General features: G+C 69.7%; 20 protein-coding genes. 11 read left to right on the top strand and 9 right to left on the bottom strand.

The window, feature by feature from the left end; all coding sequences use genetic code 11:
* Positions 1 to 34: 34 nt before the first annotated feature.
* Complete coding sequence (locus tag ACS5PV_RS03845; protein ID WP_232388408.1) at positions 35 to 175, bottom strand: hypothetical protein; 141 nt, start codon at positions 173 to 175, stop codon at positions 35 to 37.
* Positions 176 to 439: 264 nt separating this feature from the next.
* On the opposite strand from ACS5PV_RS03845, the gene ACS5PV_RS03850 reads away from it, so the two are divergent.
* The gene (locus tag ACS5PV_RS03850; protein WP_455394050.1) at positions 440 to 703 is read left to right on the top strand and encodes a hypothetical protein; all 264 of its coding nucleotides are present in this window, start codon (positions 440 to 442) and stop codon (positions 701 to 703) included.
* A gap of 45 nt (positions 704 to 748) precedes the next feature.
* Here the strand turns inward: ACS5PV_RS03850 and ACS5PV_RS03855 are convergent, their stop codons facing one another.
* The 4 genes from ACS5PV_RS03855 to ACS5PV_RS03870 all read right to left on the bottom strand — a co-directional run bounded on the left by ACS5PV_RS03855 (position 749) and on the right by ACS5PV_RS03870 (position 4,556).
* On the bottom strand, positions 749 to 1,957 hold the full coding sequence (locus tag ACS5PV_RS03855; RefSeq protein ID WP_455394450.1) for an alpha-hydroxy acid oxidase: 1,209 nt from the start codon (positions 1,955 to 1,957) through the stop codon (positions 749 to 751).
* Positions 1,958 to 2,124: 167 nt separating this feature from the next.
* Positions 2,125 to 3,675 (bottom strand): Na+/H+ antiporter, encoded by a 1,551-nt coding sequence (locus ACS5PV_RS03860; protein WP_455394051.1) that lies wholly within the window; start codon positions 3,673 to 3,675, stop codon positions 2,125 to 2,127.
* A 77-nt stretch (positions 3,676 to 3,752) separates the two neighbouring features.
* On the bottom strand, positions 3,753 to 3,977 hold the full coding sequence (locus tag ACS5PV_RS03865) for a hypothetical protein (RefSeq protein ID WP_455394052.1): 225 nt from the start codon (positions 3,975 to 3,977) through the stop codon (positions 3,753 to 3,755).
* Positions 3,978 to 4,151: 174 nt separating this feature from the next.
* Positions 4,152 to 4,556, bottom strand: a complete 405-nt coding sequence (locus ACS5PV_RS03870; RefSeq protein WP_455394053.1) for a flagellar biosynthesis repressor FlbT — start codon at positions 4,554 to 4,556, stop codon at positions 4,152 to 4,154.
* Between the two features lie 464 nt (positions 4,557 to 5,020).
* Here ACS5PV_RS03870 and ACS5PV_RS03875 point away from each other — a divergent pair, with 464 nt between their 5' ends.
* Together ACS5PV_RS03875 and ACS5PV_RS03880 are read left to right on the top strand one after the other, a co-directional pair.
* A complete protein-coding gene (locus ACS5PV_RS03875; protein WP_455394054.1) occupies positions 5,021 to 7,138 on the top strand; it encodes a flagellin N-terminal helical domain-containing protein in 2,118 nt (705 codons plus the stop codon).
* A 907-nt stretch (positions 7,139 to 8,045) separates the two neighbouring features.
* The gene (locus ACS5PV_RS03880; RefSeq protein WP_455394055.1) at positions 8,046 to 9,947 is read left to right on the top strand and encodes a flagellin N-terminal helical domain-containing protein; all 1,902 of its coding nucleotides are present in this window, start codon (positions 8,046 to 8,048) and stop codon (positions 9,945 to 9,947) included.
* Between the two features lie 65 nt (positions 9,948 to 10,012).
* Here the strand turns inward: ACS5PV_RS03880 and ACS5PV_RS03885 are convergent, their stop codons facing one another.
* From ACS5PV_RS03885 to ACS5PV_RS03895, 3 genes are read right to left on the bottom strand one after another with little or no spacing between them, the layout of a single operon-like run.
* Complete coding sequence (locus ACS5PV_RS03885) at positions 10,013 to 10,333, bottom strand: cupin domain-containing protein (protein WP_455394056.1); 321 nt, start codon at positions 10,331 to 10,333, stop codon at positions 10,013 to 10,015.
* A 15-nt stretch (positions 10,334 to 10,348) separates the two neighbouring features.
* Entirely contained in the window at positions 10,349 to 11,377 is a 1,029-nt protein-coding gene (locus ACS5PV_RS03890; RefSeq protein WP_455394057.1) for a histone deacetylase family protein, read from the bottom strand.
* On the bottom strand, positions 11,374 to 12,069 hold the full coding sequence (locus ACS5PV_RS03895; RefSeq protein ID WP_455394058.1) for a GntR family transcriptional regulator: 696 nt from the start codon (positions 12,067 to 12,069) through the stop codon (positions 11,374 to 11,376). Before ACS5PV_RS03895 ends, ACS5PV_RS03890 begins: the two co-directional genes overlap by 4 nt.
* A gap of 232 nt (positions 12,070 to 12,301) precedes the next feature.
* Here ACS5PV_RS03895 and ACS5PV_RS03900 point away from each other — a divergent pair, with 232 nt between their 5' ends.
* From ACS5PV_RS03900 to ACS5PV_RS03935, 8 genes are all read left to right on the top strand, one after another.
* Positions 12,302 to 13,072 (top strand): class II aldolase/adducin family protein, encoded by a 771-nt coding sequence (locus ACS5PV_RS03900; protein WP_455394059.1) that lies wholly within the window; start codon positions 12,302 to 12,304, stop codon positions 13,070 to 13,072.
* 399 nt (positions 13,073 to 13,471) lie between these two features.
* The gene (locus ACS5PV_RS03905; protein WP_455394060.1) at positions 13,472 to 15,025 is read left to right on the top strand and encodes an ABC transporter substrate-binding protein; all 1,554 of its coding nucleotides are present in this window, start codon (positions 13,472 to 13,474) and stop codon (positions 15,023 to 15,025) included.
* A gap of 11 nt (positions 15,026 to 15,036) precedes the next feature.
* The gene (locus ACS5PV_RS03910; RefSeq protein WP_455394061.1) at positions 15,037 to 16,005 is read left to right on the top strand and encodes an ABC transporter permease; all 969 of its coding nucleotides are present in this window, start codon (positions 15,037 to 15,039) and stop codon (positions 16,003 to 16,005) included.
* Positions 16,005 to 16,883 carry an ABC transporter permease gene (locus ACS5PV_RS03915; protein WP_455394062.1) on the top strand — a complete coding sequence of 293 codons (879 nt, stop codon included), beginning with the start codon at positions 16,005 to 16,007 and terminating at the stop codon, positions 16,881 to 16,883. Before ACS5PV_RS03910 ends, ACS5PV_RS03915 begins: the two co-directional genes overlap by 1 nt.
* Position 16,884: 1 nt before the next feature.
* Positions 16,885 to 18,504 (top strand): ABC transporter ATP-binding protein, encoded by a 1,620-nt coding sequence (locus ACS5PV_RS03920; protein WP_455394063.1) that lies wholly within the window; start codon positions 16,885 to 16,887, stop codon positions 18,502 to 18,504.
* Entirely contained in the window at positions 18,504 to 19,448 is a 945-nt protein-coding gene (locus tag ACS5PV_RS03925; protein WP_455394064.1) for a 2-hydroxyacid dehydrogenase, read from the top strand. Before ACS5PV_RS03920 ends, ACS5PV_RS03925 begins: the two co-directional genes overlap by 1 nt.
* Positions 19,449 to 19,637: 189 nt before the next feature.
* Positions 19,638 to 19,871: a hypothetical protein gene (locus tag ACS5PV_RS03930; protein WP_455394065.1), complete on the top strand. Its 234-nt coding sequence runs from the start codon at positions 19,638 to 19,640 to the stop codon at positions 19,869 to 19,871.
* Between the two features lie 300 nt (positions 19,872 to 20,171).
* Entirely contained in the window at positions 20,172 to 20,405 is a 234-nt protein-coding gene (locus ACS5PV_RS03935) for a hypothetical protein (RefSeq protein ID WP_355285295.1), read from the top strand.
* 336 nt (positions 20,406 to 20,741) lie between these two features.
* Here the strand turns inward: ACS5PV_RS03935 and ACS5PV_RS03940 are convergent, their stop codons facing one another.
* Complete coding sequence (locus tag ACS5PV_RS03940) at positions 20,742 to 21,491, bottom strand: FkbM family methyltransferase (RefSeq protein ID WP_455394066.1); 750 nt, start codon at positions 21,489 to 21,491, stop codon at positions 20,742 to 20,744.
* Between the last annotated feature and the right edge of the window lie 3 nt (positions 21,492 to 21,494).

Consider the following 21,494-nt stretch of genomic DNA (forward strand, 5'->3'; position numbering starts at 1 on the left):
AGAGGCCGGACGCGCGACGAGTTGCCGAGGATGCTCAGTACCGCACGAATTCCCCCAGCCGGCCGGCGAGGCGGTATGCCCGCTCGCGGGTGAGGCCGCGCAGGATGACCCGGGTGTCGCTGTAGAGCGTGAAGGTGCCGTCGGCGTCGGCCTGGATCCGGATGCCCTCGTGCATGGTCTGGCGCTCCCCCCGTCGTTGCGGCATCCGTTCCGGAATGCCGGGGGAAACGCGCGGCCACGGGCGGGGATCGATGCCCGGCAACATTTTTTTAAGCAGCGAATTTTTCCGGTGCCGGACCCGCGAAAAACGATCCTTCTGCCGGAACCTTCACCGTTGGATGAATCTTTCTCCTGACCCGATGTCCAAGCGGGTGAGCCCGCCGCTTCGGCGGGCCGGCTCCGTCCACGAGGGCGGGACCGCGCAGAGGAGACACCAAAGATGAAGAAGACGACTCTGGGCCTCGCGGCGGCGGCGGTTCTCGGCTGCCTCACCTTCGGTATCGGCGCGGCGTCGGCCGCCCCGGCGAGCCCGGCCGGCATCCAGGCCGCTCCCATGGTGGAGACGGTGCAGATGACCCGCGGCGAGCGCCGGATGATGCGCCACCACCGCATGCACCGGCACATGATGCATCGCCGCCACATGATGCACCGGCGGCACATGATGCGCCACCGCATGATGCACCGCCACATGCACCGCATGTAACGGATTTCGCTCCGCCCGGCTCAACGCCGGGCGGAGCTTTGCTTGTCAGAACGACCGGTTGCTGAGCGCCGGCTTGCCGGCCAGGATCCGCTCGTCGACCTGGCGCACGTCGCGCAGGCCGCACATCGCCATCGTGACGTCGAGTTCCTTGCGGATGATGTCGAGGCACTGGGTCACCCCCGCCTCGCCGCCGGCACCTAACCCGTACAGGAAGGCGCGGCCGATGAAGACGCCGTGGGCGCCGAGCGCCAGCGCCTTGATCACGTCCTGCCCCGAGCGGATGCCGCCGTCCATCAGCACCTCGATCCGGTTCCCCACCGCCTCGACGATCGAGGGCAGGGCCGCGATCGACGAGATCGCCCCGTCGAGCTGGCGCCCGCCGTGGTTCGACACGATCATCGCCTCGGCGCCGCTCTGCGCCGCCATCTCGGCGTCCTCGGGATCGAGGATCCCCTTCAGGATCAGCTTGCCGCCCCAGCGGTCGCGGATGCGCTTGACGTCGTCCCAGTTGAGCCGGGGATCGAACTGCTCGGCGGTCCAGGACGAGAGCGAGCGCAGGTCCCCCACCCCTTGGGCGTGCCCGACGATGTTGCGGAAGGTGCGGCGCTGCGTGCGCAGCATGTTGAGGCACCAGCGCGGCTTCGTCGCCAGGTTGATGATGTTGGGGATCGTCATCCTGGGCGGGGTCGAGAGGCCGTTCTTCACGTCCTTGTGGCGCTGGCCGAGGATCTGGAGGTCGAGGGTGAGCACGAGCGCCGAGCACTGCGCCGCCTTGGCCCGGTCGATCAGCCGGTCGATGAAGTCCCGGTCGCGCATCACGTAGAGCTGGAACCAGAACGGCGCGTCGGTGTTCTCGGCCACGTCCTCGATCGAGCAGATGCTCATGGTCGAAAGCGTGAACGGCACCCCGGCCTTGGCGGCGGCGCGCGCGGCCAGGATCTCGCCGTCGGCGTGCTGCATCCCCGTGAGGCCCGTGGGCGCGAGCGCCACCGGCATGCTCACCGGCTGGCCGACCATGGTGCTCGCCAGCGTGCGGTTCGTCATGTCGACGGCGACGCGCTGGCGCAGCTTGATCTGGGAAAAGTCGTCCTCGTTCGCCCGGTAGGTGCCCTCCGAGTACGAGCCGGAATCGGCGTAGTCGTAGAACATCCGCGGCACCCGCCGCTCGGCGAGCACCCGCAGGTCCTCGATGCAGGTGACGGGCCCGCTCGTGAAGAACCGCGACGTCCAGGACGGCGGCCGCGACGAGGGCATTCGGGTGGCGTGCATGGCGTCTCGCTCGTGCGTCTTCTCTTGCCCCGCGCGGGATCTCGCTCGCGCGGGGCGCAGGTTTTTGGTCTCAAGCCCGTCCGGGATACAATCAACCTTCCGGGTCTGACCATCGTTTTTCCCCTGCGCCCGGCGCGGCCCGGCACCGCGGATCACGGGGCCACCTCCTCCCGCGGCGTGGCGCTGAGCTCGGCCCAGTCGAGTTCCTCCTCCAGGCGCAGGTAGGCGTCGTCGCCGATCTCGTCGCGCTCGCGCAGTTCCAGGATGACGGCGCGGGCGGCCTCGATCGCGCGGCGGCGCAACCCGTCGGCGGGCAGGCCCGCCGGCGCGAGGCCCTCCTCGTGGGCCTCCGCCTCGCGCAGGCCCGCGTCGAATTCCCGCCGCAGGGCCTCGGCATGGGAAGACGTCTCGTCGGCGAGGCTGTCGCGGGCCGCCCGGTAGGCCGTGGCGCGGGCCCGGCCGATCTCGATCCCGACCGGATCGTCGTCGCCGAGCGAGAACCAGGCGAGCAGCGGGCGCAAGGTCAGGCCCTGGATCACCAGCGTGCCGAGCACGACGCAGAACGCCGTCAGCACCACGAGGTCGCGGTGCGGGAAGTCGCCGGGTAGTGCCAGCGCCAGCGCGATGGTGATGATGCCGCGCATGCCGCACCACGCCACGATCGTGCCCGAGCGCAGGCCGACCGGGCGTGGGCCGACGGGCCCGGCGAGGCGGTGCACGAGCCGGGCCGAGGCCCGCGCGCCGAGCACCCAGGCGATCCGCACCACCACGGTGGTGCCGAATACGGCGGCAGCGACCACGGCGTACTGGCTGCGCTCGGCCGGGCTCAATCCCTCGAGGATCGGGCCGATCTGCAGGCCGATCAGCACGAAGGCGAGCACGTTGAGCACGAACACCGCCGTCTCCCAGACGGTGTTGGAGGTGACCCGCAGGTGGGCCGGCATGGTCTGGGGCGAGAGCCGCGACACGGTGAGCCCGAAGCTCACCACCGTCAGCACGCCCGAGACCCCGATCCGCTCGGCGGCGAGCCAGAGGCCGAAGGTAGCGACGAATTGCAGCACCACCGCGCTCGGCGGATCGGTCACCCGGCGCATCAGCCGGACGTAGAGCAGCGCCAGGATCGGCCCGGCGATGATCCCGCCGACGACGCCGACGAGGAAGGTCGGGGCGACCTCGGCGACCGAGAACGAGCCGGTCGCCACCGCTCCCAGCCCCAGGCGGTAGATCAGCAGCGACGAGGCGTCGTTGAACAGGCTCTCGCCCTTCAAAATGGTGACGAGGCGGTGGGGCAGCCGGACATGGGCCAGCACCGAGAGCGCCGCCACCGCGTCCGGCGGCGCCACGATGGCACCGAGGACGAGGCCGGCGGACCACGGCAGGTCGGGCACGAGCCAGCGCGCGACGAGCGCCACCGCCACGGTCGTCACCCCGACCGCGCCGACGACGAGGCCGGCGATCGGCAGCCAGTTGCGGCGGATGTCGCGCAGGCTGGTGTCGTAGGCGGCGTCGAGCAGGACGGGGGCGAGAAACAGCGCCAGCGCGAGGTCGGGATCGAGGCGCAGGTTCGGGACCTGCGGCACGAAGGCCAGCACCGCCCCGCCGATGGCGAGGAACGCCGGGAACGGCGCCCCGAGGCGCCGTGCCACCCCGGCGAGCAGGACCGCGACGACGAGCACGCCCGCGATCCATTCGAAGATCAGCATCACCCCTCCGCATCTGAAGGAGGGCAACGCGGATGGGGCGTCCGGGGTTTGGTCGGGGGAGGAGGGAAGCGACCGGCTCAGCCGCCGCCGGCCCGAAGCTCGGCGACTTGAAGCTCGGCAACCTGGCCTGGGCGGAGGATGCGCCCGTCGGCGAGGATGATCCAGGCGCTCCCGGCCTCGACCGCGCGGGAGGCCGCCACCGCCTCGCGCAGGGTCGTGGTCACCGGCTCGCCTGCGCCGCGGTCCGGCCAGGCGACGAGTTGCGCCGGGGCGGTCCAGTCGATCGAATCCGGGTCGCTCATCGGTCCGCGTCTCTCCGGGTCCTCGATGCGCCTCACGAAACTCCCGCGGCGCTGGCGCTCCCCATCGAGCGACGCCGGTAACCGGGAGTTTCGTGAGAGGCATTCGGCCTTGCAGGGGGGAGAGACCATCACCCCATTGCGGCCGCCCCGGGGCGTCTTGCGACGACGCCGCGCTCAGGCGGCGTCGGTCGCGGCGCTCAGGCGCTCCGTCAGGCTGCGCTCGTAGGCGACGAGCTCGCGGCCGATCTTCAGGGCGCGGTGGTACTGCTTGTTCGCCAGCTCGTCCTGGATCGCCACCAGGTAGGGCGCGCTCGTCGGGATGCTGCGCAGGATCTCCATCGATTGCCGCACCAGGAGGTCGTCGGCCTCGATCGGATGGTCGGCGAGGTAGATCAGCTGGAGCGTGACGCACAGGCGCTTGCAGGCGGTGTCGGCGCCGCTCTCCGGGATGATCTCGCTCTCGCGCAGGAACTTGCACGTGTTCTCGATCAGGAGGTTGGTCGAGCGCTCGCCGTTGCGGAGCGCCGCACCGTTGATGATCAGGCGCTCGAACGGCTTGAGGTGGATGCGCAGGGGCATGGGCGTCTATCCGTCTGGTCTTTGCCGTCTAGTCTTTGGCGAAGGGCGCGCCTTCCGAGTTGGGTTGCATCCGGCACGTCACCCCGACGGATCGGCGGGGGACCGCGCCGCCGGCGCCATCCCGTGCCGCCCGCCCCGGTCCGGCACCAGGCTTAAGCACGGGGGCGGCACGACCGGGATCGGGCCATCCGGGGATGGCCGAGGTCGGCGGGCCTGCCCTTGCGGCGGGGCGTTGGAGGGGGAATGGGTGAACATGCGCCCGACGCTAGGGCCCGGACGATTAAGAATTCACTGTAGCGAAACACGAAACGACCTGGCCCGCCATAGATTTATCCAATATTAACCATAACAGGACGGATCCGAACGACGCAACCGTTAGGCTTAAGGAAGACGAAAGGCCCGTTCGGCGAAGGTGATGGCGTCGTCAAAAAGACGCCCCGCCCGACGATCAAAAAGGTCGCCCCATGTCCGACATCACGCTCTCGGCCGCCACCCGTCAGAACCTCCTGTCGCTCCAGGACACGGCAGCGCTGCTCTCCACCACGCAGACGCGCCTCTCGAGCGGCAAGAAGGTCAACAGCGCTCTCGACGGCCCGGTGAACTACTTCACCGCCCAGAACCTGAATTCGCGGTCGTCGTCCCTGACCTACCTGCTCGACGGCGTGTCGAACGGCATCCAGACGATCCAAGCCGCCAATACCGGCATCACCAAGCTGCGCGGCCTGACCGACCAGCTCAAGGCCGTCGCCCAGCAGGCGCTGTCGTCCTCCAACGCCTTCACCGCCAAGGCCAGCGTCGGATCGACCGCCCTCGCCGGCGCCACCGCCAACAACCTCCTGTCGGTCGGCGCGACCGTGGCGACGGCGGACAATCCCATCGGCGCGACCACCGGCACCGCCGCGCCGAAGACCGCCACGAGCTCGACCGCGTTCACCGGTACGGGCGGTCCGCCCAACGACATCGAAGCCGCCATGAACATGACGGCGACGTCGACCTCGGCGACGATCTCGATCGACAACGTCTCGATCACGATCAACAAGGGCAGCGACACTGCCAGCACCGCCGCGTTGGCCTCCGCGATCAACACGCAGCTGAAGGCGGCTGGGTCGAGCGTCGTCGCGTCCAACTCGTCCGGCAACTTGGTTCTCACCGGCACGGGCGATGGCGGCGCATTCGTGGTCGGAACGGATGCAAACACACAGAAGCTGTTCACCGGGTCGAATACCACGGCGGTCCCGATCACCGCAGGCGTGTTCAGGCCGTCAGCGACCACCCTCGCCACCGGCCTCGGCTTTACTGCGGGTGACTCCTTCAACGTCAACGGACAGCCCGTGACCGTGTCCCGGACCGACACCCTAGGCTCGCTCGCGCAGAAAATCAGCGTGGCCACGAATGGCGCGGTGAGCGCGACCTATGATTCCAGCGCCCAGAAGTTCATCTTCACGGCGGCGGATTCCTCGACCGCGATCACGCTGAGCAACGGCAGCACCGCGACCGCGTTGCTGTCCAAGCTCGGCTTCGCCACCCAGTCCTTCGCCGCCGGCGTTGGGGCGATCTCCGGCACCACTCCGACCAACACGAGCGCCCTCAACGGCAAGACGATCAGCGTCAAGGTCGCCAGCGGCAACGCGGTCAGCCTGACCTTCGGCAGCGCCCCGGGCCAGATCTCGACCCTCAATCAGCTCAACGCCGCCCTCGCTCCGGGTAACGCGATGGCGACCATCGATAGCGTGACCGGGGCGTTGAAGATCAGCACCACCAACGAGTCGGGCGCCGACAACCTGACCCTGTCGGCGAGTGGCACCGGCAACCCGTTCAGCTCCAGCACGTCGAGCGCGATCATCGGCGGCGACGGCGCGAACAGCCGCAACGGTCTGGTGAGCACCTACAACAGCCTTCTGTCTCAGATCGACCAGATGGCGGCGGATTCGGGCTTCAACGGCACGAACCTGCTCGCCGGCGACACGGTCGTCGTCAGCTTCAACGAGAAGGGCACCTCCTCGCTCAAGGTCTCCGGCACGGCGGTCACCGCCACGGGTCTCAACCTGATGGCGATCGGTCAGACCGACTTCCAGGACAGCAACTCGATCAACGCCGTGATCGCAACGATCAACACTGCCAACAGCACGCTCCTGAGCCAGGCCTCGACGCTGGGCGCGAACCTGGCGGTGGTGCAGAACCGGCAGGACTTCACCAAGCAGATGATCAACGTGCTCGACACGGGCGCGGCGAACCTGACGAATGCGGACCTGAACGAGGAGGCGGCGAACTCGCAGGCTCTCTCGACCCGCAACTCGCTCGGCATCTCGGCCCTGTCGCTCGCCAACCAGGCCCAGCAGGGCATCCTCCAGCTCCTGCGCTTTTCGTGTTTCCCGGACGGCGCCCTCTCCGAACGGCCGCGCGTTATGCGGCCCATTGCTTCAAGATATACAGCGCAGACTCCAGAAAAATCCCGGGCAGAGGCGTATGGCGCGCCTCTACTTGGGATTTTCCATTGCGGCAGAGTCGGATCAGATCATCGCGCCATCGATCTATTGCAAACGCCAATACCTCTCTTCGTCATCCTGGGGCCACGAAAGTGAAACCCAGGATCACGACGGCGAATTTCAATTTGGCCGAGTCACTCGAATAGGCCCTGAAACTCTCTGCGAGCCCCTCGTCCGGTGACCGTGTGCTGGCGGGTCGTAATGGATGCCGCGAAGCCTGACCTTGCGGGACTGGCATCCGGAACAGCCGGCAATGGGAGCGCCCCGCTCGCCGGGGACACCACAATGGTCTTTTCCCGATAGCCGTTGGTGCTTGGTGGGCACGGCGTACACGACACAGTAGCTTTCACTTTACGGGAGCGACGGCCGCCGCGCGCCCTCCCCCTCCGCACCGGGCTGTCCGGGGACAATAAAGGGCGCTGGCAATCTCCTCTCCCCGCGGGCGGGGAGAGGACTTCATCGACCTTGTCGTCGATGAAGTGAGCGCAGGCGCAGCCGGAACGAGGGTGAGGGGGCCTCCACGGATGATACTCTTCCGGCAATACCCCCTCACCCTCGCCCTGCGGGCTAGCAGCTGACCCAACAAGGGATCAGCGGCCCCTTCCCCGCCCGCGGGGAGAGGGGACACCCGCGCCTCTTCTTTTCTCCGGACAGCCCTGCGCAATAGAGGAAAGGGGCTGCGACAGCCGTCGCTCCCGCACAGCGTCACCTGCTGCTTCGTGTACCGGGCTTGACGGGTTATCAACCAGCGCAACCAATCACCATCCCGTATTCACCCCTCGGCTACCCACTCCGAGCCGCGCATGAATCATGGTAACTTCAATATTAAGGTAAATTTATAAGCAGGAACCAGCAACCTGTTTAACCTTTTGAAAGTCATGACCTTCGCAACCAGGGGAACGAAAGCCTTTTCAGCTTTGCGGTAAGAACCGGGCAAGGGCGAGGGGGCCATTCTGATCTCGCCTTCAAAACACGAAGGTCTACCGATCAATAGGATCGTCCCATGTCTTCCGGCATCACCCTCTCGGCCGCCACCCGCCAGAACCTCCTGTCGCTCCAGGGCACCGCCGACCTTCTCTCGACCACCCAGACCCGCCTCTCGACCGGCAAGAAGGTCAACACCGCCCTCGACAGCCCGAGCAACTACTTCACGGCCCAGGGCTTGTCGTCGCGTTCGTCTGCGCTGACCAGCCTGCTTGACGGCGTGTCGAATGGCATCCAGACCATCCAGGCCGCCAATACGGGCCTCACCAAGCTGCAAGGCTTGACCGACCAGCTCAAGTCCGTCGCCCAGCAGGCCCTCTCGTCCTCCAACGCCTTCACCGCCAAGGCCAGCGTCGGATCGACCGCCCTCGCCGGCGCCACCGCCAACAACCTCCTGTCGGTCGGCGCGACCGTGGCGACGGCTGACAACGTCATCGGCGCGACCACCGGCACCGCCGCGCCGAGGACTGCCACGAGCTCGACCGCGTTCACCGGTACGGGCGGTCCGCCCAACGACATCGAAGCCGCCATGAACATGACGGCGACGTCGACCTCGGCGACGATCTCGATCGACAACGTCTCGATCACGATCAACAAGGGCAGCGACACTGCCAGCACCGCCGCGTTGGCCTCCGCGATCAACACGCAGCTGAAGGCGGCTGGGTCGAGCGTCGTCGCGTCCAACTCGTCCGGCAACTTGGTTCTCACCGGCACGGGCGATGGCGGCGCATTCGTGGTCGGAACGGATGCAAACACACAGAAGCTGTTCACCGGGTCGAATACCACGGCGGTTACGGTGACCGCTGGCACCTTCAGGCCGTCGGCGACCACTCTCGCCACCGGCATCGGCTTTACGGCTGGCGACACGTTCACCGTCAACGGTCAGGCCGTTACCGTCAGCCGCACGGACACGCTGAGCTCGCTCGCTCAGAAGGTGAGCGTGGCGACCAATGGGGCGGTGAGCGCGACCTACGATTCCAGCGCCCAGAAGTTCAGCTTCACGGCGGCGGATTCCTCGACCGCGATCACGCTCGGCAACGGCAGCACCGCGACCGCGCTGGTGTCCAAGCTCGGCTTCGCTACCCAATCGTTCGCCTCGGGCGTCGGCGCGATCATGGGCACCTCTGCGTCCGCCACGAGCGCCCTCAACGGCAAGACGATCAGCGTCAAGGTCGCCACCGGCAACACGGTCAGCCTGACCTTCGGCAGCGCCCCGGGCCAGGTCTCGACCCTCAACCAGCTCAACGCCGCCCTCGCTCCGGCCAACGCCATGGCGAGCATCGACGCCACCACCGGCGCGCTGAAGATCACCACCACCAACGAATCGGGCGCCGACAGCCTGACCCTGTCGGCGAGCGGTACCGGCAACCCGTTCAGCTCCAGCACGTCGAGCGCGATCATCGGCGGTGACGGCGCGAACAGCCGCAACACCCTGATGAGCACCTACAACAACCTGCTGTCGCAGATCGACCAGATGGCGGCGGATTCGGGCTTCAACGGCACGAACCTGCTGGCCGGCGACACGGTCAACGTCACCTTCAACGAGAAGGGCACTTCCTCGCTCAAGATCTCCGGCACGCAGGTCTCCGCCTCGATGCTCGGCCTGAACGCGATCGGCCAGACCGACTTCCAGGACAGCAACTCGATCAACAGCGTGATCTCGACGATCAACAGCGCGTCGAGCCAGCTGAAGAACCAGGCCTCGACCCTGGGCGCCAACCTGGCGGTGGTGCAGAACCGGCAGGACTTCACCAAGCAGATGATCAACGTGCTCGATGCGGGCGCGGCGAACCTGACGAATGCGGACCTGAACGAGGAGGCGGCGAACTCGCAGGCCCTCTCGACCCGCAACTCGCTCGGCATCTCGGCCCTGTCGCTCGCCAACCAGTCGCAGCAGGGCATCCTCCAGCTCCTGCGCTGATCGGCGCAACGAGCCTCATCAAAGACGCGGCCGGGGCTCACGCCCCGGCCGTTCCCGTTTGGGGCTCAGGCGAGACCCGCCAGCCCCTCGGGACGCTTCACCTCGATCTCCACGAAGGCGATCGGGTGGTCGGAGCCGTTCTGGACGTCGTGGCGGATGCCGGCCGGGCGGCGGTAGGACTGGCCGTGGGCGAGCGGCACCTCGGTGACCTGCGTGCCGTCGTGGATCCGGAGCGTGCCCTCCGTGATCATCACCACGAAGTAGGGCCAGCCGTGCTCGTGCCAGCCGGTGACGGCGCCGGGGGAAAAGTCCCAGCGGGTGATGCGGACCGTGTCGTCGTCGTGCTGGACGGTGGGCACCGCGGGGATCGTGCAGGCGAAGGCCATCGGGCGAAAAACTCTTCAGCGGGCGGATTCGAAGCCGGCCAGCACCGCCGTCAGGTTCTCGCCCAGAAGGTCCGAGAGGTAGCCGCCCTCCTGCACCAGCACCGTCGGCAGGTTCAGCCGCGCGAGCGCCGCGCCGATGCGGCGAAAGCCCTCGGTGGTGATGGCGAGCCCGGCGAGCGGATCGTGCTCGGACGCGTCGAGGCCGAGCGCCACCACGAGCGCCGTCGGGGCGAAGGCCCGCACGGTGCGGCTCGCCACGCCCTCCAGCACGCTCAGGTACGCGTCGTCGCCGGTGCCGAGCGCCAGCGGCAGGTTGAGGTTGGCGCCGATCCCCTCCCCTTCGCCGCGCTCGTGGGCGTAGCCCCAGACGAAGGGATAGAAGCCGCGTGGGTCGGCGTGGAGCGACACCGTCAGGACGGTGGGATCGCGGTAGAAGATCCCTTGCGTGCCGTTGCCGTGATGCACGTCGACGTCGAGCACCGCGACCCGCGCGTGACGCTGGCGCAAATGCGCGGCGGCGACCGCGCTGTTGTTGAAGTAGCAGTGGCCCCCGGCCCGGTCGCGGTAGGCGTGGTGGCCGGGCGGGCGGCACAGCGCGTAGGCCGCGTCCTCGCCGTCGAGGACGAGTTGCGCCGCGCTCGCCGCGACGTCGGTGGCGCTCGCCGCCGCCGCGTAGGTGCCCGGGCCGATCGGGCAGGCGGTGTCGACCGTGTGCCAGCCCAGCCGCCCGACGATGTGGGTCGGGTAGGTCGCCGCCTCGCGCACCGGGTGGATGTTGGCGATCATCTCGGACCCGTGATCGGGCAGGGCCTCCCAGGCCTCCCAGGCCTCCGCCATGAAGGCGAGGTAATCGGGGCTGTGCACCCGCGCCCGGGCGCCGACGCCGTGGGCTTGCGGCGCCACCACCGTGTGGTTCCCGGCCCCCAGGCCCGCGAGCAGCCGGTCGGCCCGCTCGGGCTGGTCGGCGGCGGGCTTCACCTGGCCGCGCACCAGGAAGAACTTCGGGTCGTGGCTGCGGTGGTCCTCGGAATGGACGGCCTTCATGGGATCTCCGATGCGGTGTGGGTGAGGCTTGCCACCAGGCGGCCGACCTCGCGGCGGGCGACGCCGATATGGTGGTCGACATGGGCGACGATCCGCTCCGGGTGGCCGGCCTCGATGGCCTCCAGCACCGGCTCGTGCGTGCGGGCGATCTCTTCGGAATCGTCGTAGAGCCGGCCGATCAGCCCGATCACGATCCGCAATTCCGAGGCCAGCCCGTCGAACAGGCGCAGCAGGCGGCCGTTGCCGGAGGCCTCGCAGATCAGGCGGTGGAACTGGTAATCGGCCTCGACGATCGCGACCGGGTCGTCGCGCCGGGCAAGCTCCCGCATCAGGGCGAGCTGGCGGCGCAGGCCCTCGCGGAGGGCAGGCGTCAGGCGGCGGGCCGCCTCGACCGCGGCGTGGCGCTCGACGCACAGGCGCAGGTCGTAGAGCTCGTCGACGTCCTGCGCCGACAATTCGCGCACGAAGAAGCCGCGCCGCGGCGAGGCCTTGAGCAGGCCCTGGCTCTCGAGCAGGCGCGCGGCCTCCCGCACCGGCGCCCGGCTGATGCCGAGCTCGCGGGCCACCGCCGCCTCCGCCACCTTGGCGCCGGGGGCAAGCCGCCCCTGCACGATCGCGTCGGTGAGCCGGCGCGCGACCTGGCGCACGAGATCGCTCTCGGCCAGCACCGGCAATCCGACGGGTCGGGACATCGCGCGCATCGCACCTCCGTGGGTGCAGTGTGCAATGCTTAGGCGTCGATTGTCGACACTTTCGGCTTGATCGCCGCGCGGGCCCGGGTCAGTCTAGGCTCGTACCGGGCGATGTTGTGCTCCGTCCGGCCCTGCATCCGGCCGCCGGCGCGAGAGTATCCGCGCGGCGTCGCCCGTACACGCGAAGACGGGGCGGCTCGTCCGCTCCCGAACATTGTCGCGAGGAGGTCCGATGTCGTCATCCGCCCATCCGCACGCCGACGAGACCGTGCAGCGCATCCGCGTCGACCTGGCGGCGGCCTATCGGCTGATCCACCGCCTCGGCCTCGACGACAGCATCTACACCCACATCTCGGCCCGGCTGCCGGGGCCGGAGCACCGCTTCCTGATCAACCCGTACGGGCTGCGGTTCGAGGAGGTGAAGGCCGGCAACCTCGTCACCGTCGATCTCGAGGGCCGGGTGGTGGACGACCCCTGTGGTCTCGGCATCAACCCGGCGGGCTTCACCATCCACAGCGCGGTCCACGCCGCCCGGGAGGACGCGGTGTGCGTGCTCCACACCCACACGGTCGCGGGCGTCGCCGTGTCGTGCCAGGAGGAGGGGCTGCTGCCGCTCAACCAGTGGTCGATGCAGTTCCACGGCCGCCTGGCCTACCACGCCTACGAGGGCATCGCCCTCGACCTCGACGAGCGCGAGCGCCTGGTGGCCGATCTCGGCGACAAGCCGGTGATGGTCCTGCGCAACCACGGCATGCTGACCTGCGGCCGGTCGGTGGCGGAGGCGTTCAAGCTGATGCACAACCTGGAGCGCTCGTGCCGGGCGCAGCTCGCGCTGCAGGCCGCCGGCGCCCCGCTGATCCGCCCCTCGGCGGCGGTCGCGACGAAGACCGCCGGCCAGTACGCCTCGTTCTACGACAAGATGGAGACCGGCAAGGTGCCCGACCCCGAATGGGACGCCTTCAAGCGCATGCTCGAGCGCAGCGACCCGGATTACAAAGAGTAGTCAAAGCAAATCACGCTCGCCGAGAGGAGTACGGGTTTTCTCCTTTCGCCGCCCGGCGCAGGGCTGTCCGGGGAAAGGACTGGCGCAACTTTACCCCTCCCCCCAACGGAACTCGGGCATGCCCGAGTTCCGCATCCACTTGCCCAAATCCACTTGCCCAAGTCGGGCATGCCCGACTTGGGTCGGGGGAGGGTGGCGAGCGCAGCGAGCCGGGAGAGGGGGCGCCGCTTCCGGATAGGACGGAGCCGTCGTGAAGGGCGCCGCCTGGAACAGCGTCGCGCTGCCCCTCTCCCGCCCCACTCCGTGGGGCACCCTCCCCCGCAGAGGGGGGAGGAGGACGCGCACGACCCGAAGTGCATGCTCTTTCACTGCTGCGACAGGGACCCGAGAGGACAACCGATGCTCAAGACGATTCTGGCCGGCACCGTGCTCTCCCTGGCGCTCGCCGGCACCGCCCTCGCGCAAGGCACGCCGAAGCCCGGCGGCATCGCCAACGCGGTGATCCAGCCCGAGCCGCCCGGCCTGATGCTGGCGATGGTGCAGAACGGACCGACCCAGATGGTGGCCGGCAACATCTACGAGGGGCTGCTGCGCTACGACTTCGCCCTCAAGCCCCTGCCCGGCCTCGCCGAGAGCTGGAGCATGAGCGACGATGGCAAGACCTACACCTTCAAGCTGGTCAAGAACGCGACCTGGCACGACGGCAAGCCGTTCACCGCCGACGACGTGATCTTCTCGGTCGAGCTCTTGCGCCAGACCCATGCCCGCGCCCGCGGCAACCTCGCCCGCGTCGCGAGCGTGACCGCGCCCGACCCCTATACGGTGGTGTTCACGCTCTCGGAGCCGTTCGGGCCGTTCCTCGGCATCTTCGAGGTCGGCTCGATGCCGATGATCCCCAAGCACATCTATGCCGGCACCGACTACAAGACCAACCCGGCCAACAACACGCCGATCGGCACCGGCCCCTACATGTTCAAGGAGTGGAAGAAGGGCTCCTACATCCGGCTCGTCAAGAACCCGAACTATCACGTCGCCGGGAAACCCTACCTCGACGAGATCTACTGGCACGTGATCCCCGACGCCGCCGCCCGCGCGGTGGCGTTCGAGACCGGCAAGGTCGACATCCTGCCCGGCGGCTCGGTCGAGAACTTCGACGTGCCGCGGCTGTCGAAGATCAAGGGCGCCTGCTCGACCACCAAGGGCTGGGAGTTCTTCAGCCCGCATTCCTGGCTCTGGCTCAACAACCGCAAGGGCCCGACCGCCAACAAGGCCTTCCGCCAGGCGGTGTCCTACGCCCTCGACCGGGATTTCGCCCGCGACGTGGTCTGGAACGGGCTCGGCCAACCGGCGACCGGCCCGTTCTCCTCCACCGTGCGCTACTACGACCCGAAGGCCGCGAAATACTCCTTCGACACGGCCAAGGCCAAGGCGCTCCTCAAGGAGGCCGGCTACAAGGGCGAGACCGTGCGCCTCCTGCCGCTCCCTTACGGCGAGACCTGGCAGCGCTGGGCCGAGGCCGTGAAGCAGAACCTCGAGGATGCCGGCATCAAGGTCGAGCTGGTCGCCACCGACGTCGCCGGCTGGAACCAGAAGACCTCCGAGTGGGACTACGACATCGCCTTCACGTATCTCTATCAGTACGGCGACCCGGCGCTCGGGGTCGGGCGCAACTACGTCTCGTCGCAGATCGCCAAGGGCTCGCCGTTCAACAACGTCGAGGGCTACTCGAACCCGGGCGTCGACGAGGCCTTCGCGAAGGGCGCGACCGCGGTCGGCGACGATCAGCGCCGGCCGATCTACGAGGCGGTGCAGAAGACCCTGGTCGAGGACGCGCCGGTGGCCTGGCTCCTGGAGCTGCAATTCCCGACCATCACCCGCTGCAAGGTCCACGACCTCGTCACCACCGGCATCGGGGTCAATGACGGCTTTCGCGATGCCTGGATCGAGCGCTGAAGGGTAACGGCATGGCGGGCTTTCTCGCGCGGCGGATCGCGAAGGGCATCGTGGTGCTCCTCGCCATCGTGGTCCTGAACTTCTTCCTGATCCGCCTCGCCCCCGGCGACCCGGCCCTGGTGATGGCCGGCGAGGCGGGGGCCGGCGACGAGGCCTTCATCGCGCAGCTCAGGGAAAAGTTCGCCCTCGACCAGCCGCTGCCGCGCCAGCTCGGCGCCTATCTCGGCAGCATCGCGACGCTCGATCTCGGCTACTCGGTGCGCCAGCAGATGCCGGTGGCGACCCTGATCGGCGAGCGGCTGCCGGCGACCTTGCTCCTCACCGGCAGCGCCTTCGTGATCTCGCTCTCGCTCGGCGTGCTGCTGGGATCGCTCGCCGCGCGGCGGGCCGGCACGCTCGCCGACACCGCGATCACCGGGCTCGCGCTCCTGTTCTACGCCACGCCCCTGTTCTGGGTGTCGCTGATGGCGATCATCCTGTTCTCGGTCCGGCTCGAGTGGCTGCCGAGCTTCGGCTTCGAGACGGTGGGGGCCGGCTATACCGGGCTGTCCCGCGCCCTCGACATCGCCCACCACCTGGTGCTGCCGGCGCTCACCCTCGGGCTGTTCTTCATGGCGGTCTACGTGCGGATGACCCGCTCCTCGATGCTCGAGGTCTCGCGGCTCGACTTCGTCAAGACGGCGCGGGCCAAGGGCCTGACCGAGGGGGTGATCCAGCGCCGCCACGTCCTGCGCAACGCGCTCCTGCCGGTGGTGACGCTGGCGGGCCTCCAGGCCGGAACGCTCGTCGGCGGCGCGGTGCTCACCGAGACGGTGTTCGCCTGGCCGGGGATCGGGCGCCTGATGTACGAGGCGCTGCTGCAACGCGACTACAACCTGCTGCTGGGCGTCTTCGTGGTCTCCTCCGCGATGGTGCTGGTGTTCAACCTCGTCACCGACGTGGTCTACCGCGCGGTCGATCCGCGCATCGAGGTGGCGTGATGAGCAACGCCCTGCCCCTGGCCGCCGCAGGCCGCCCGCGCCGGCGCGGGCCGCTCTCCGCCTTCCTGCGCCATCCCGGCGCGATGATCGGGCTCGTGATCCTGACCCTCGTCGTCGCCGCAGCGCTGCTGGCGCCGGTGCTCTACCCGACCTCGCCCTGGCGGATGGTGCAAAGACCCTTCGTGCCGCCCTTCACCCTGGAGCGGGTGCCGCTCGGCACCGACGCGCTCGGGCGCGACATCGCCGCCGGGCTGATGCACGGAGCCGGAGTCTCGCTCATCGTCGGCCTCGTCTCGACGCTCGCCGCCCTCCTCATCGGCGTACCGCTCGGCGCGCTCGCCGGCTATCTCGGCGGCCGGGTCGACGATGCGCTCATGCGCTTCACCGAGCTGTTCCAGACCGTGCCGAGCTTCGCGCTCGCCATCGTGCTGGTGGCGATCCTCCAGCCCTCGCTGTCCTCGATGATCCTCGCCATCGCGCTCGTCAGCTGGCCGCCGGTGACCCGGCTGGTGCGGGGCGAGGTGCTGTCCTTGCGCTCGCGCGAATACGTCCAGGCGGCGATCGTAACGGGTCAGACCACCTTCACCATCCTGCGCCGGGAGGTTTTGCCCAACACCCTGTCGCCGATCGTAGTGCTCGCCTCCCTGATGGTGGCGACCGCGATCCTGCTCGAATCCTCGCTCTCGTTCCTCGGCCTCGGCGACCCGAACCGGATGTCGTGGGGCTTCATGGTCGGGGCCGGCCGCACGGTGATCCGGCAGGCCTGGTGGATCACCGCCTTCCCGGGGCTCGTGATCCTGCTCACGGTGCTCGCCCTCAACCTGATCGGCGAGGGGCTGAACGACGCCCTCAACCCGCGCCTGTCCCGGGAGCGCTGAGATGGATGCCGTGACCCAGCGAGCCGCCGCCTCGGTCCGGAACTTGAGCCTCGCCCTGCCGGAGGGCGGCGACCGGCCGAACGCCGTCGACGGCGTGTCCTTCGATCTCGTCGCCGGCGAGATCCTGTGCCTCGTCGGCGAGTCGGGCTCGGGCAAGTCGATGTGCGCCCACGCCCTGATGGGCCTCCTGCCGAAGGCGGTGCGGCCGGTCTCCGGCACGATCCGCCTCGGCGAGACCGACCTGCTCGCCCAGGACGCGGCGGCCTGGCGCGACACCCGCGGCCGGCGGATCGCGATGATCTTCCAGGAGCCGATGACGGCGCTGAACCCCCTGATGCGGATCGGCGACCAGATGGCCGAGATGTTCGAGGCCCACAACCTACTCACTCCGAAGGAGCGCCGCGCCCGCGCGGTCGCGCTCGCCGGCGAGGTCGGGCTGCCGAACCCGGAGCAGATCGTCCGCTCCTATCCCCACCAGCTCTCCGGGGGCCAGCGCCAGCGGGCGATGATCGCGATGGCGCTCGCCCTCGAACCCGCCGTGCTGGTGGCCGACGAGCCGACGACGGCGCTCGACGTCACGACACAAGCCCAGATCCTGAAGCTGATCCGCGACCTCCAGCGCCGTCGCGACATGGCGGTGCTGTTCATCACCCACGATTTCGGCGTGGTGGCGGAGATCGCCGACCGGGTGCTGGTGCTGCGCCACGGACGGGTGGTGGAGGAAGGACCCGCGAGCGCCGTGCTCGGGCGGCCGCAGGCCGCCTATACCCGCGCGCTGCTCGCCGCCGTGCCGACCATGGACCCACCGGTCCGCCCTCCCCTCTCGGGCCCGAAGGCGGTCGAGGTGGTCGGCTTGCAGAAGACCTACGTCACCGGCGGCGGGCTGTGGCGGGCGGGTCGGCGCACCGCGGCGGCCCGGGACGTGACCTTCGCGCTCCACCGCGGCGAGACCCTCGGCCTCGTCGGCGAATCGGGCTCGGGCAAGTCGTCGGTCGCGCGCCTCGTCATGCGGCTGATCGAGCCCGATGCCGGGTCCGTGCGCCTCGGCGACACCGACCTGACGGGGCTCAAGGGCGAGGCCCTGCGCCAGGCCCGCAGCCGGATCCAGATGGTATTCCAGGACCCCTTCGCCTCGCTCAACCCGCGCCGCAGCGTCGGACGCATCATCGCCGACGGGCCGGTGGCGCACGGGGTGCCGCTGGCGGAAGCGATGGAGCGAGCGCGCCGCCTCCTCGGGCTCGTCGGCCTCGACGAGCGGGCGCTGGAGCGCTTCCCGCACGAATTCTCCGGCGGCCAGCGCCAGCGCATCGGCATCGCCCGGGCACTCGCCCTCGAACCCGAGGTCCTGGTCGCGGACGAGGCGGTCTCGGCCCTCGACGTCTCGGTCCAGGCCCAGGTGCTGGCGCTGCTCGAAGACCTGAAGGCACGGCTCGGCCTGTCGATGCTGTTCATCACCCACGACCTGCGGGTGGCGGCCCAGATCTGCGACCGGATCGCGGTGATGCGCCAGGGCGAGATCGTCGAGCTGAAGACCGCGAGCGCATTGTTCGCGAATCCCGAGCACCCCTATACCCGCGCGCTGCTCGACGCGGTGCCGGGCCGGGTGCGGCAGGCGGCGTGATGACCGACCGCCTGCCCTGCGTGCTGCTCAGCACCACCACCGACATCCGCGGGCTGTACGGCGACGCGCTCCGTACGATCGCCGACCGGGTCGAGATCCTCGACCATCCGGCCGAGAACCCTGAGCGGGTGCGCCTGGCGCTCGGCTGGCGCCCGCCCGCCGACGCGTTCGCGCGCTATCCCAACCTCGCGGCCCTGTGCTCGATCGCGGCGGGTGTCGACAACCTGCTCGCCTGCCCCGGCCGCCCGCCCGACCTGCCGGTGGTGCGCGTCGTCGATCCCGACCAGGCGCGCGCGATGTCGGGCTTCGTGCTCTGGCACGTCATCGGCCACCAGCGCCGCTTCGCCACTTACGCCGAGAACCAGCGCGACCGGGTCTGGCGGCGGATCTACCCGCGCGACGCGGGCGCGGTGCCGGTCGGTGTGCTCGGCTACGGCCGGATCGGCCGCCGGGTCGCCGGCGATCTCGCCGCCCTCGGCTTCCCGGTGCGGGCCTGGAGCCGGACCCCGCAAAGCCCGGATCCGGGCGTCACCCACCATCACGGCCCGGACGGGCTGGCGGAGATGCTCGGGGACAGCGAGGTCCTGGTGAACCTGCTGCCGCTGACGCCGGAGACCCGCGGCATCCTCGACGCCCGCCTTCTCGCCCGCCTGCGCCCGGGCGGCTACCTGGTCCAGGTCGGCCGCGGCGAGCACCTGGTCGAGGCCGACCTCCTCGCCGCCCTCGCCTCCGGCCACCTCGCCGGCGCCGCCCTCGACGTGTTCGCCACCGAGCCGCTGCCGCCCGCGCACCCGTTCTGGGACCACCCGGTGATCCGCGTCACCCCGCACGAGGCCTGCGACGCCAGCCCCCGGGCCGTCGCCCGCACCCTCCTCGCCGCGGCGGACGCGGTGCGCGAGGGAAGGCTGCCGCCGGACACCGTCGACCCGGCGCGCGGCTACTGACGTCGCGGCCGGGGTGGCGGACACGGTGAACGGCCCGCACGGCTACGCTACCCATCGTTAACCATTCGGCGCGCAGAGTCCCGCTGGCTGGGTTGACACGCCGCAGCGATATTTCGGGCGGGTGGCTTCGTTTCGCCGTGTTGCGGGGATAAGCTCCGCCGTGGCGTAACCAGCCGAAGGGGGATGGACATGCTCGGGACTGTGACGGCCTTCCTGGCGATCCTGATGGTTCTGGCCCTGCGCAACCTCGCCAAGGCGGCGCTGCTGCCGGTCTATGCCGTGCGCGACATCCATCGCGGGCGCTACGTCCGCGGGCTGGTGCTGCTCTCCTGCTCGGGCCTCGCCGCCTGGTCGATCTGGGCGATGACCCACACGGTCCGCTCGAAGCCCGCCCCGGTCGCGGCGGTGATGTATACCGGCTGATCCGCCGGACCGCTCCGGGGTTTTCTGCACCGACGCGGCGCCCATCGCCGTCCTCGCACGGCGCCCTTGCGCGCTGCGGCATCGGCGCTGGCGCTTCGCGCTGGCGTTCGGCGCTGTTCGGGCCCATATCCACGGTCGCGTCGCGCGCCCGCCCCTCCGAGGCGGGCCCCCGACCGGGCGCCCGAAGGACCGCCATCGTCTGATCGATCCTCCCCCTCGCGGCGCGGGCCGCACCACGGCGCGGACTTGTCCGCCGCGTCGCCATGCCGTGTGCCCCGCCGCCAAGAAGAGTCAACGACCATGCTGCGTTCGAAGCAGAAGCCGAAGGTGCAGGACACGGGCTTCGTCCTGTTCGACGTCTACTACGAGGACGGCTCGCGCCGCTCCAACCGCCGGGTGCCCCGCACCGCCACCCTCGAGCACGACGTCGACGGCGCCGTCCGCCAGGTGATCGAGGAGCAGGACCGCGACATCGCCGAGAAGTCGGGCCGGCCGCCGCTCGCCATCACCAAGATCGTGCGCTCGGCCGATTGACGCGGCCCGCTCGACCGATCGATGCCGGCCCCGGCCGGCATCCCCTCCTCATCGTTTCGCACCGACCCTCGCGGCGGAGGGTTTCGACAGATCGCGGTGGAGCCGCTTCAGGCCCGCATCGTCCCGCGCGCACAGATCGTGCCGCGTCATCGCGTCGAGGAGGTGCTGGGTCCGAGCATCAGGCGAGCCGGCGAGAGCCGCCCCGCCCGGCCACAGCGTGCCGAGCACGGCCGCCAGGCACGGCCCGAACCACCCGCCCCGCATCCGCCGGACCATGCCGCCCTCCCTCACTCCACGCGGAAGAGCGTCGCGCGACGCGCGTAAACGCTTGCCTGCTCAGGCCGGGAGCACCGCGTAGACATCCCCGGAATTCGCCTCCATCGGCAGCGCCATGAGGTGGGCGGCCATCTCGTCCCTGCCGACGAACCGCCCGAGGCTCAGGGCCTGGCTCTCGCCGAGCGCCACGTCGAACCCGTAAGAACCCAGGGCCGAGAACCGGTCGAGGCAGCGCAGCGCGCTCTCCCGCGCGATGGTGGTGAACTCGAAGGACAGGGCAGGCAGCGGCGTCGAGAGCCCCGCCAGCACCCGGTCCTCGAACCCCTCGACGTCGATCTTCACGAAGGCCGGGCGTCCGTGCTCGGCCACCAGCCGGTCGAGGGTGGTGGCCGGCACGGTGATCGACCGGTCCCAGACCTGTCCCTCCCAGCCCGGCGCGCCCGCCGCCCCGGCGACGAACTCGGCCGAGGCCGAGGACACGGTGGGGTTGGCCGAGTTCAGGTGGAACACGACCTCGCCCGCCGCGTCGCCGGCCGCCGCCGCGACCAGGGTCACGCCCGCGTCGCGGCCGTGGAGCAGGCGCAAGGCGCGGGCCGGCCCCGGCTGCGGCTCCAGCGCCACGACCCGGGCACCGAGGCGCCGGAAGGCCGCCACCCGGTCGCCGACATGGGCGCCGACGTCGAACACCAGGTCGCCCGGCCGCACGAAGCGGCGGTAGAGCGCGTCCATGGCGGCGTGCGGCGCGTCCGCGCCGCGGTAGATCCGCAGCGAGCGGCCGATCGCGGCGGCGGTCCCTCTCGGGCGGGTCATCGG

This window comes from Methylobacterium sp. Gmos1, from assembly GCF_053764715.1.

Excerpts from the sequence above, each read along its gene's own strand:
- ACS5PV_RS03895 (WP_455394058.1), bottom strand. The coding sequence starts at position 12,069 with ATGTCCCGACCCGTCGGATTGCCGGTGCTGGCCGAGAGCGATCTCGTG.
- ACS5PV_RS03890 (WP_455394057.1), bottom strand. The coding sequence starts at position 11,377 with ATGAAGGCCGTCCATTCCGAGGACCACCGCAGCCACGACCCGAAGTTC.
- ACS5PV_RS03905 (WP_455394060.1), top strand. The coding sequence starts at position 13,472 with ATGCTCAAGACGATTCTGGCCGGCACCGTGCTCTCCCTGGCGCTCGCC.
- ACS5PV_RS03870 (WP_455394053.1), bottom strand. The coding sequence starts at position 4,556 with ATGCCCCTGCGCATCCACCTCAAGCCGTTCGAGCGCCTGATCATCAAC.
- ACS5PV_RS03930 (WP_455394065.1), top strand. The coding sequence starts at position 19,638 with ATGCTCGGGACTGTGACGGCCTTCCTGGCGATCCTGATGGTTCTGGCC.
- ACS5PV_RS03910 (WP_455394061.1), top strand. The coding sequence starts at position 15,037 with ATGGCGGGCTTTCTCGCGCGGCGGATCGCGAAGGGCATCGTGGTGCTC.
- ACS5PV_RS03920 (WP_455394063.1), top strand. The coding sequence starts at position 16,885 with ATGGATGCCGTGACCCAGCGAGCCGCCGCCTCGGTCCGGAACTTGAGC.
- ACS5PV_RS03865 (WP_455394052.1), bottom strand. The coding sequence starts at position 3,977 with ATGAGCGACCCGGATTCGATCGACTGGACCGCCCCGGCGCAACTCGTC.
- ACS5PV_RS03935 (WP_355285295.1), top strand. The coding sequence starts at position 20,172 with ATGCTGCGTTCGAAGCAGAAGCCGAAGGTGCAGGACACGGGCTTCGTC.
- ACS5PV_RS03845 (WP_232388408.1), bottom strand. The coding sequence starts at position 175 with ATGCACGAGGGCATCCGGATCCAGGCCGACGCCGACGGCACCTTCACG.
- ACS5PV_RS03915 (WP_455394062.1), top strand. The coding sequence starts at position 16,005 with ATGAGCAACGCCCTGCCCCTGGCCGCCGCAGGCCGCCCGCGCCGGCGC.
- ACS5PV_RS03875 (WP_455394054.1), top strand. The coding sequence starts at position 5,021 with ATGTCCGACATCACGCTCTCGGCCGCCACCCGTCAGAACCTCCTGTCG.
- ACS5PV_RS03940 (WP_455394066.1), bottom strand. The coding sequence starts at position 21,491 with ATGACCCGCCCGAGAGGGACCGCCGCCGCGATCGGCCGCTCGCTGCGG.
- ACS5PV_RS03860 (WP_455394051.1), bottom strand. The coding sequence starts at position 3,675 with ATGCTGATCTTCGAATGGATCGCGGGCGTGCTCGTCGTCGCGGTCCTG.
- ACS5PV_RS03855 (WP_455394450.1), bottom strand. The coding sequence starts at position 1,957 with ATGCCCTCGTCGCGGCCGCCGTCCTGGACGTCGCGGTTCTTCACGAGC.
- ACS5PV_RS03850 (WP_455394050.1), top strand. The coding sequence starts at position 440 with ATGAAGAAGACGACTCTGGGCCTCGCGGCGGCGGCGGTTCTCGGCTGC.
- ACS5PV_RS03900 (WP_455394059.1), top strand. The coding sequence starts at position 12,302 with ATGTCGTCATCCGCCCATCCGCACGCCGACGAGACCGTGCAGCGCATC.
- ACS5PV_RS03885 (WP_455394056.1), bottom strand. The coding sequence starts at position 10,333 with ATGGCCTTCGCCTGCACGATCCCCGCGGTGCCCACCGTCCAGCACGAC.
- ACS5PV_RS03925 (WP_455394064.1), top strand. The coding sequence starts at position 18,504 with ATGACCGACCGCCTGCCCTGCGTGCTGCTCAGCACCACCACCGACATC.
- ACS5PV_RS03880 (WP_455394055.1), top strand. The coding sequence starts at position 8,046 with ATGTCTTCCGGCATCACCCTCTCGGCCGCCACCCGCCAGAACCTCCTG.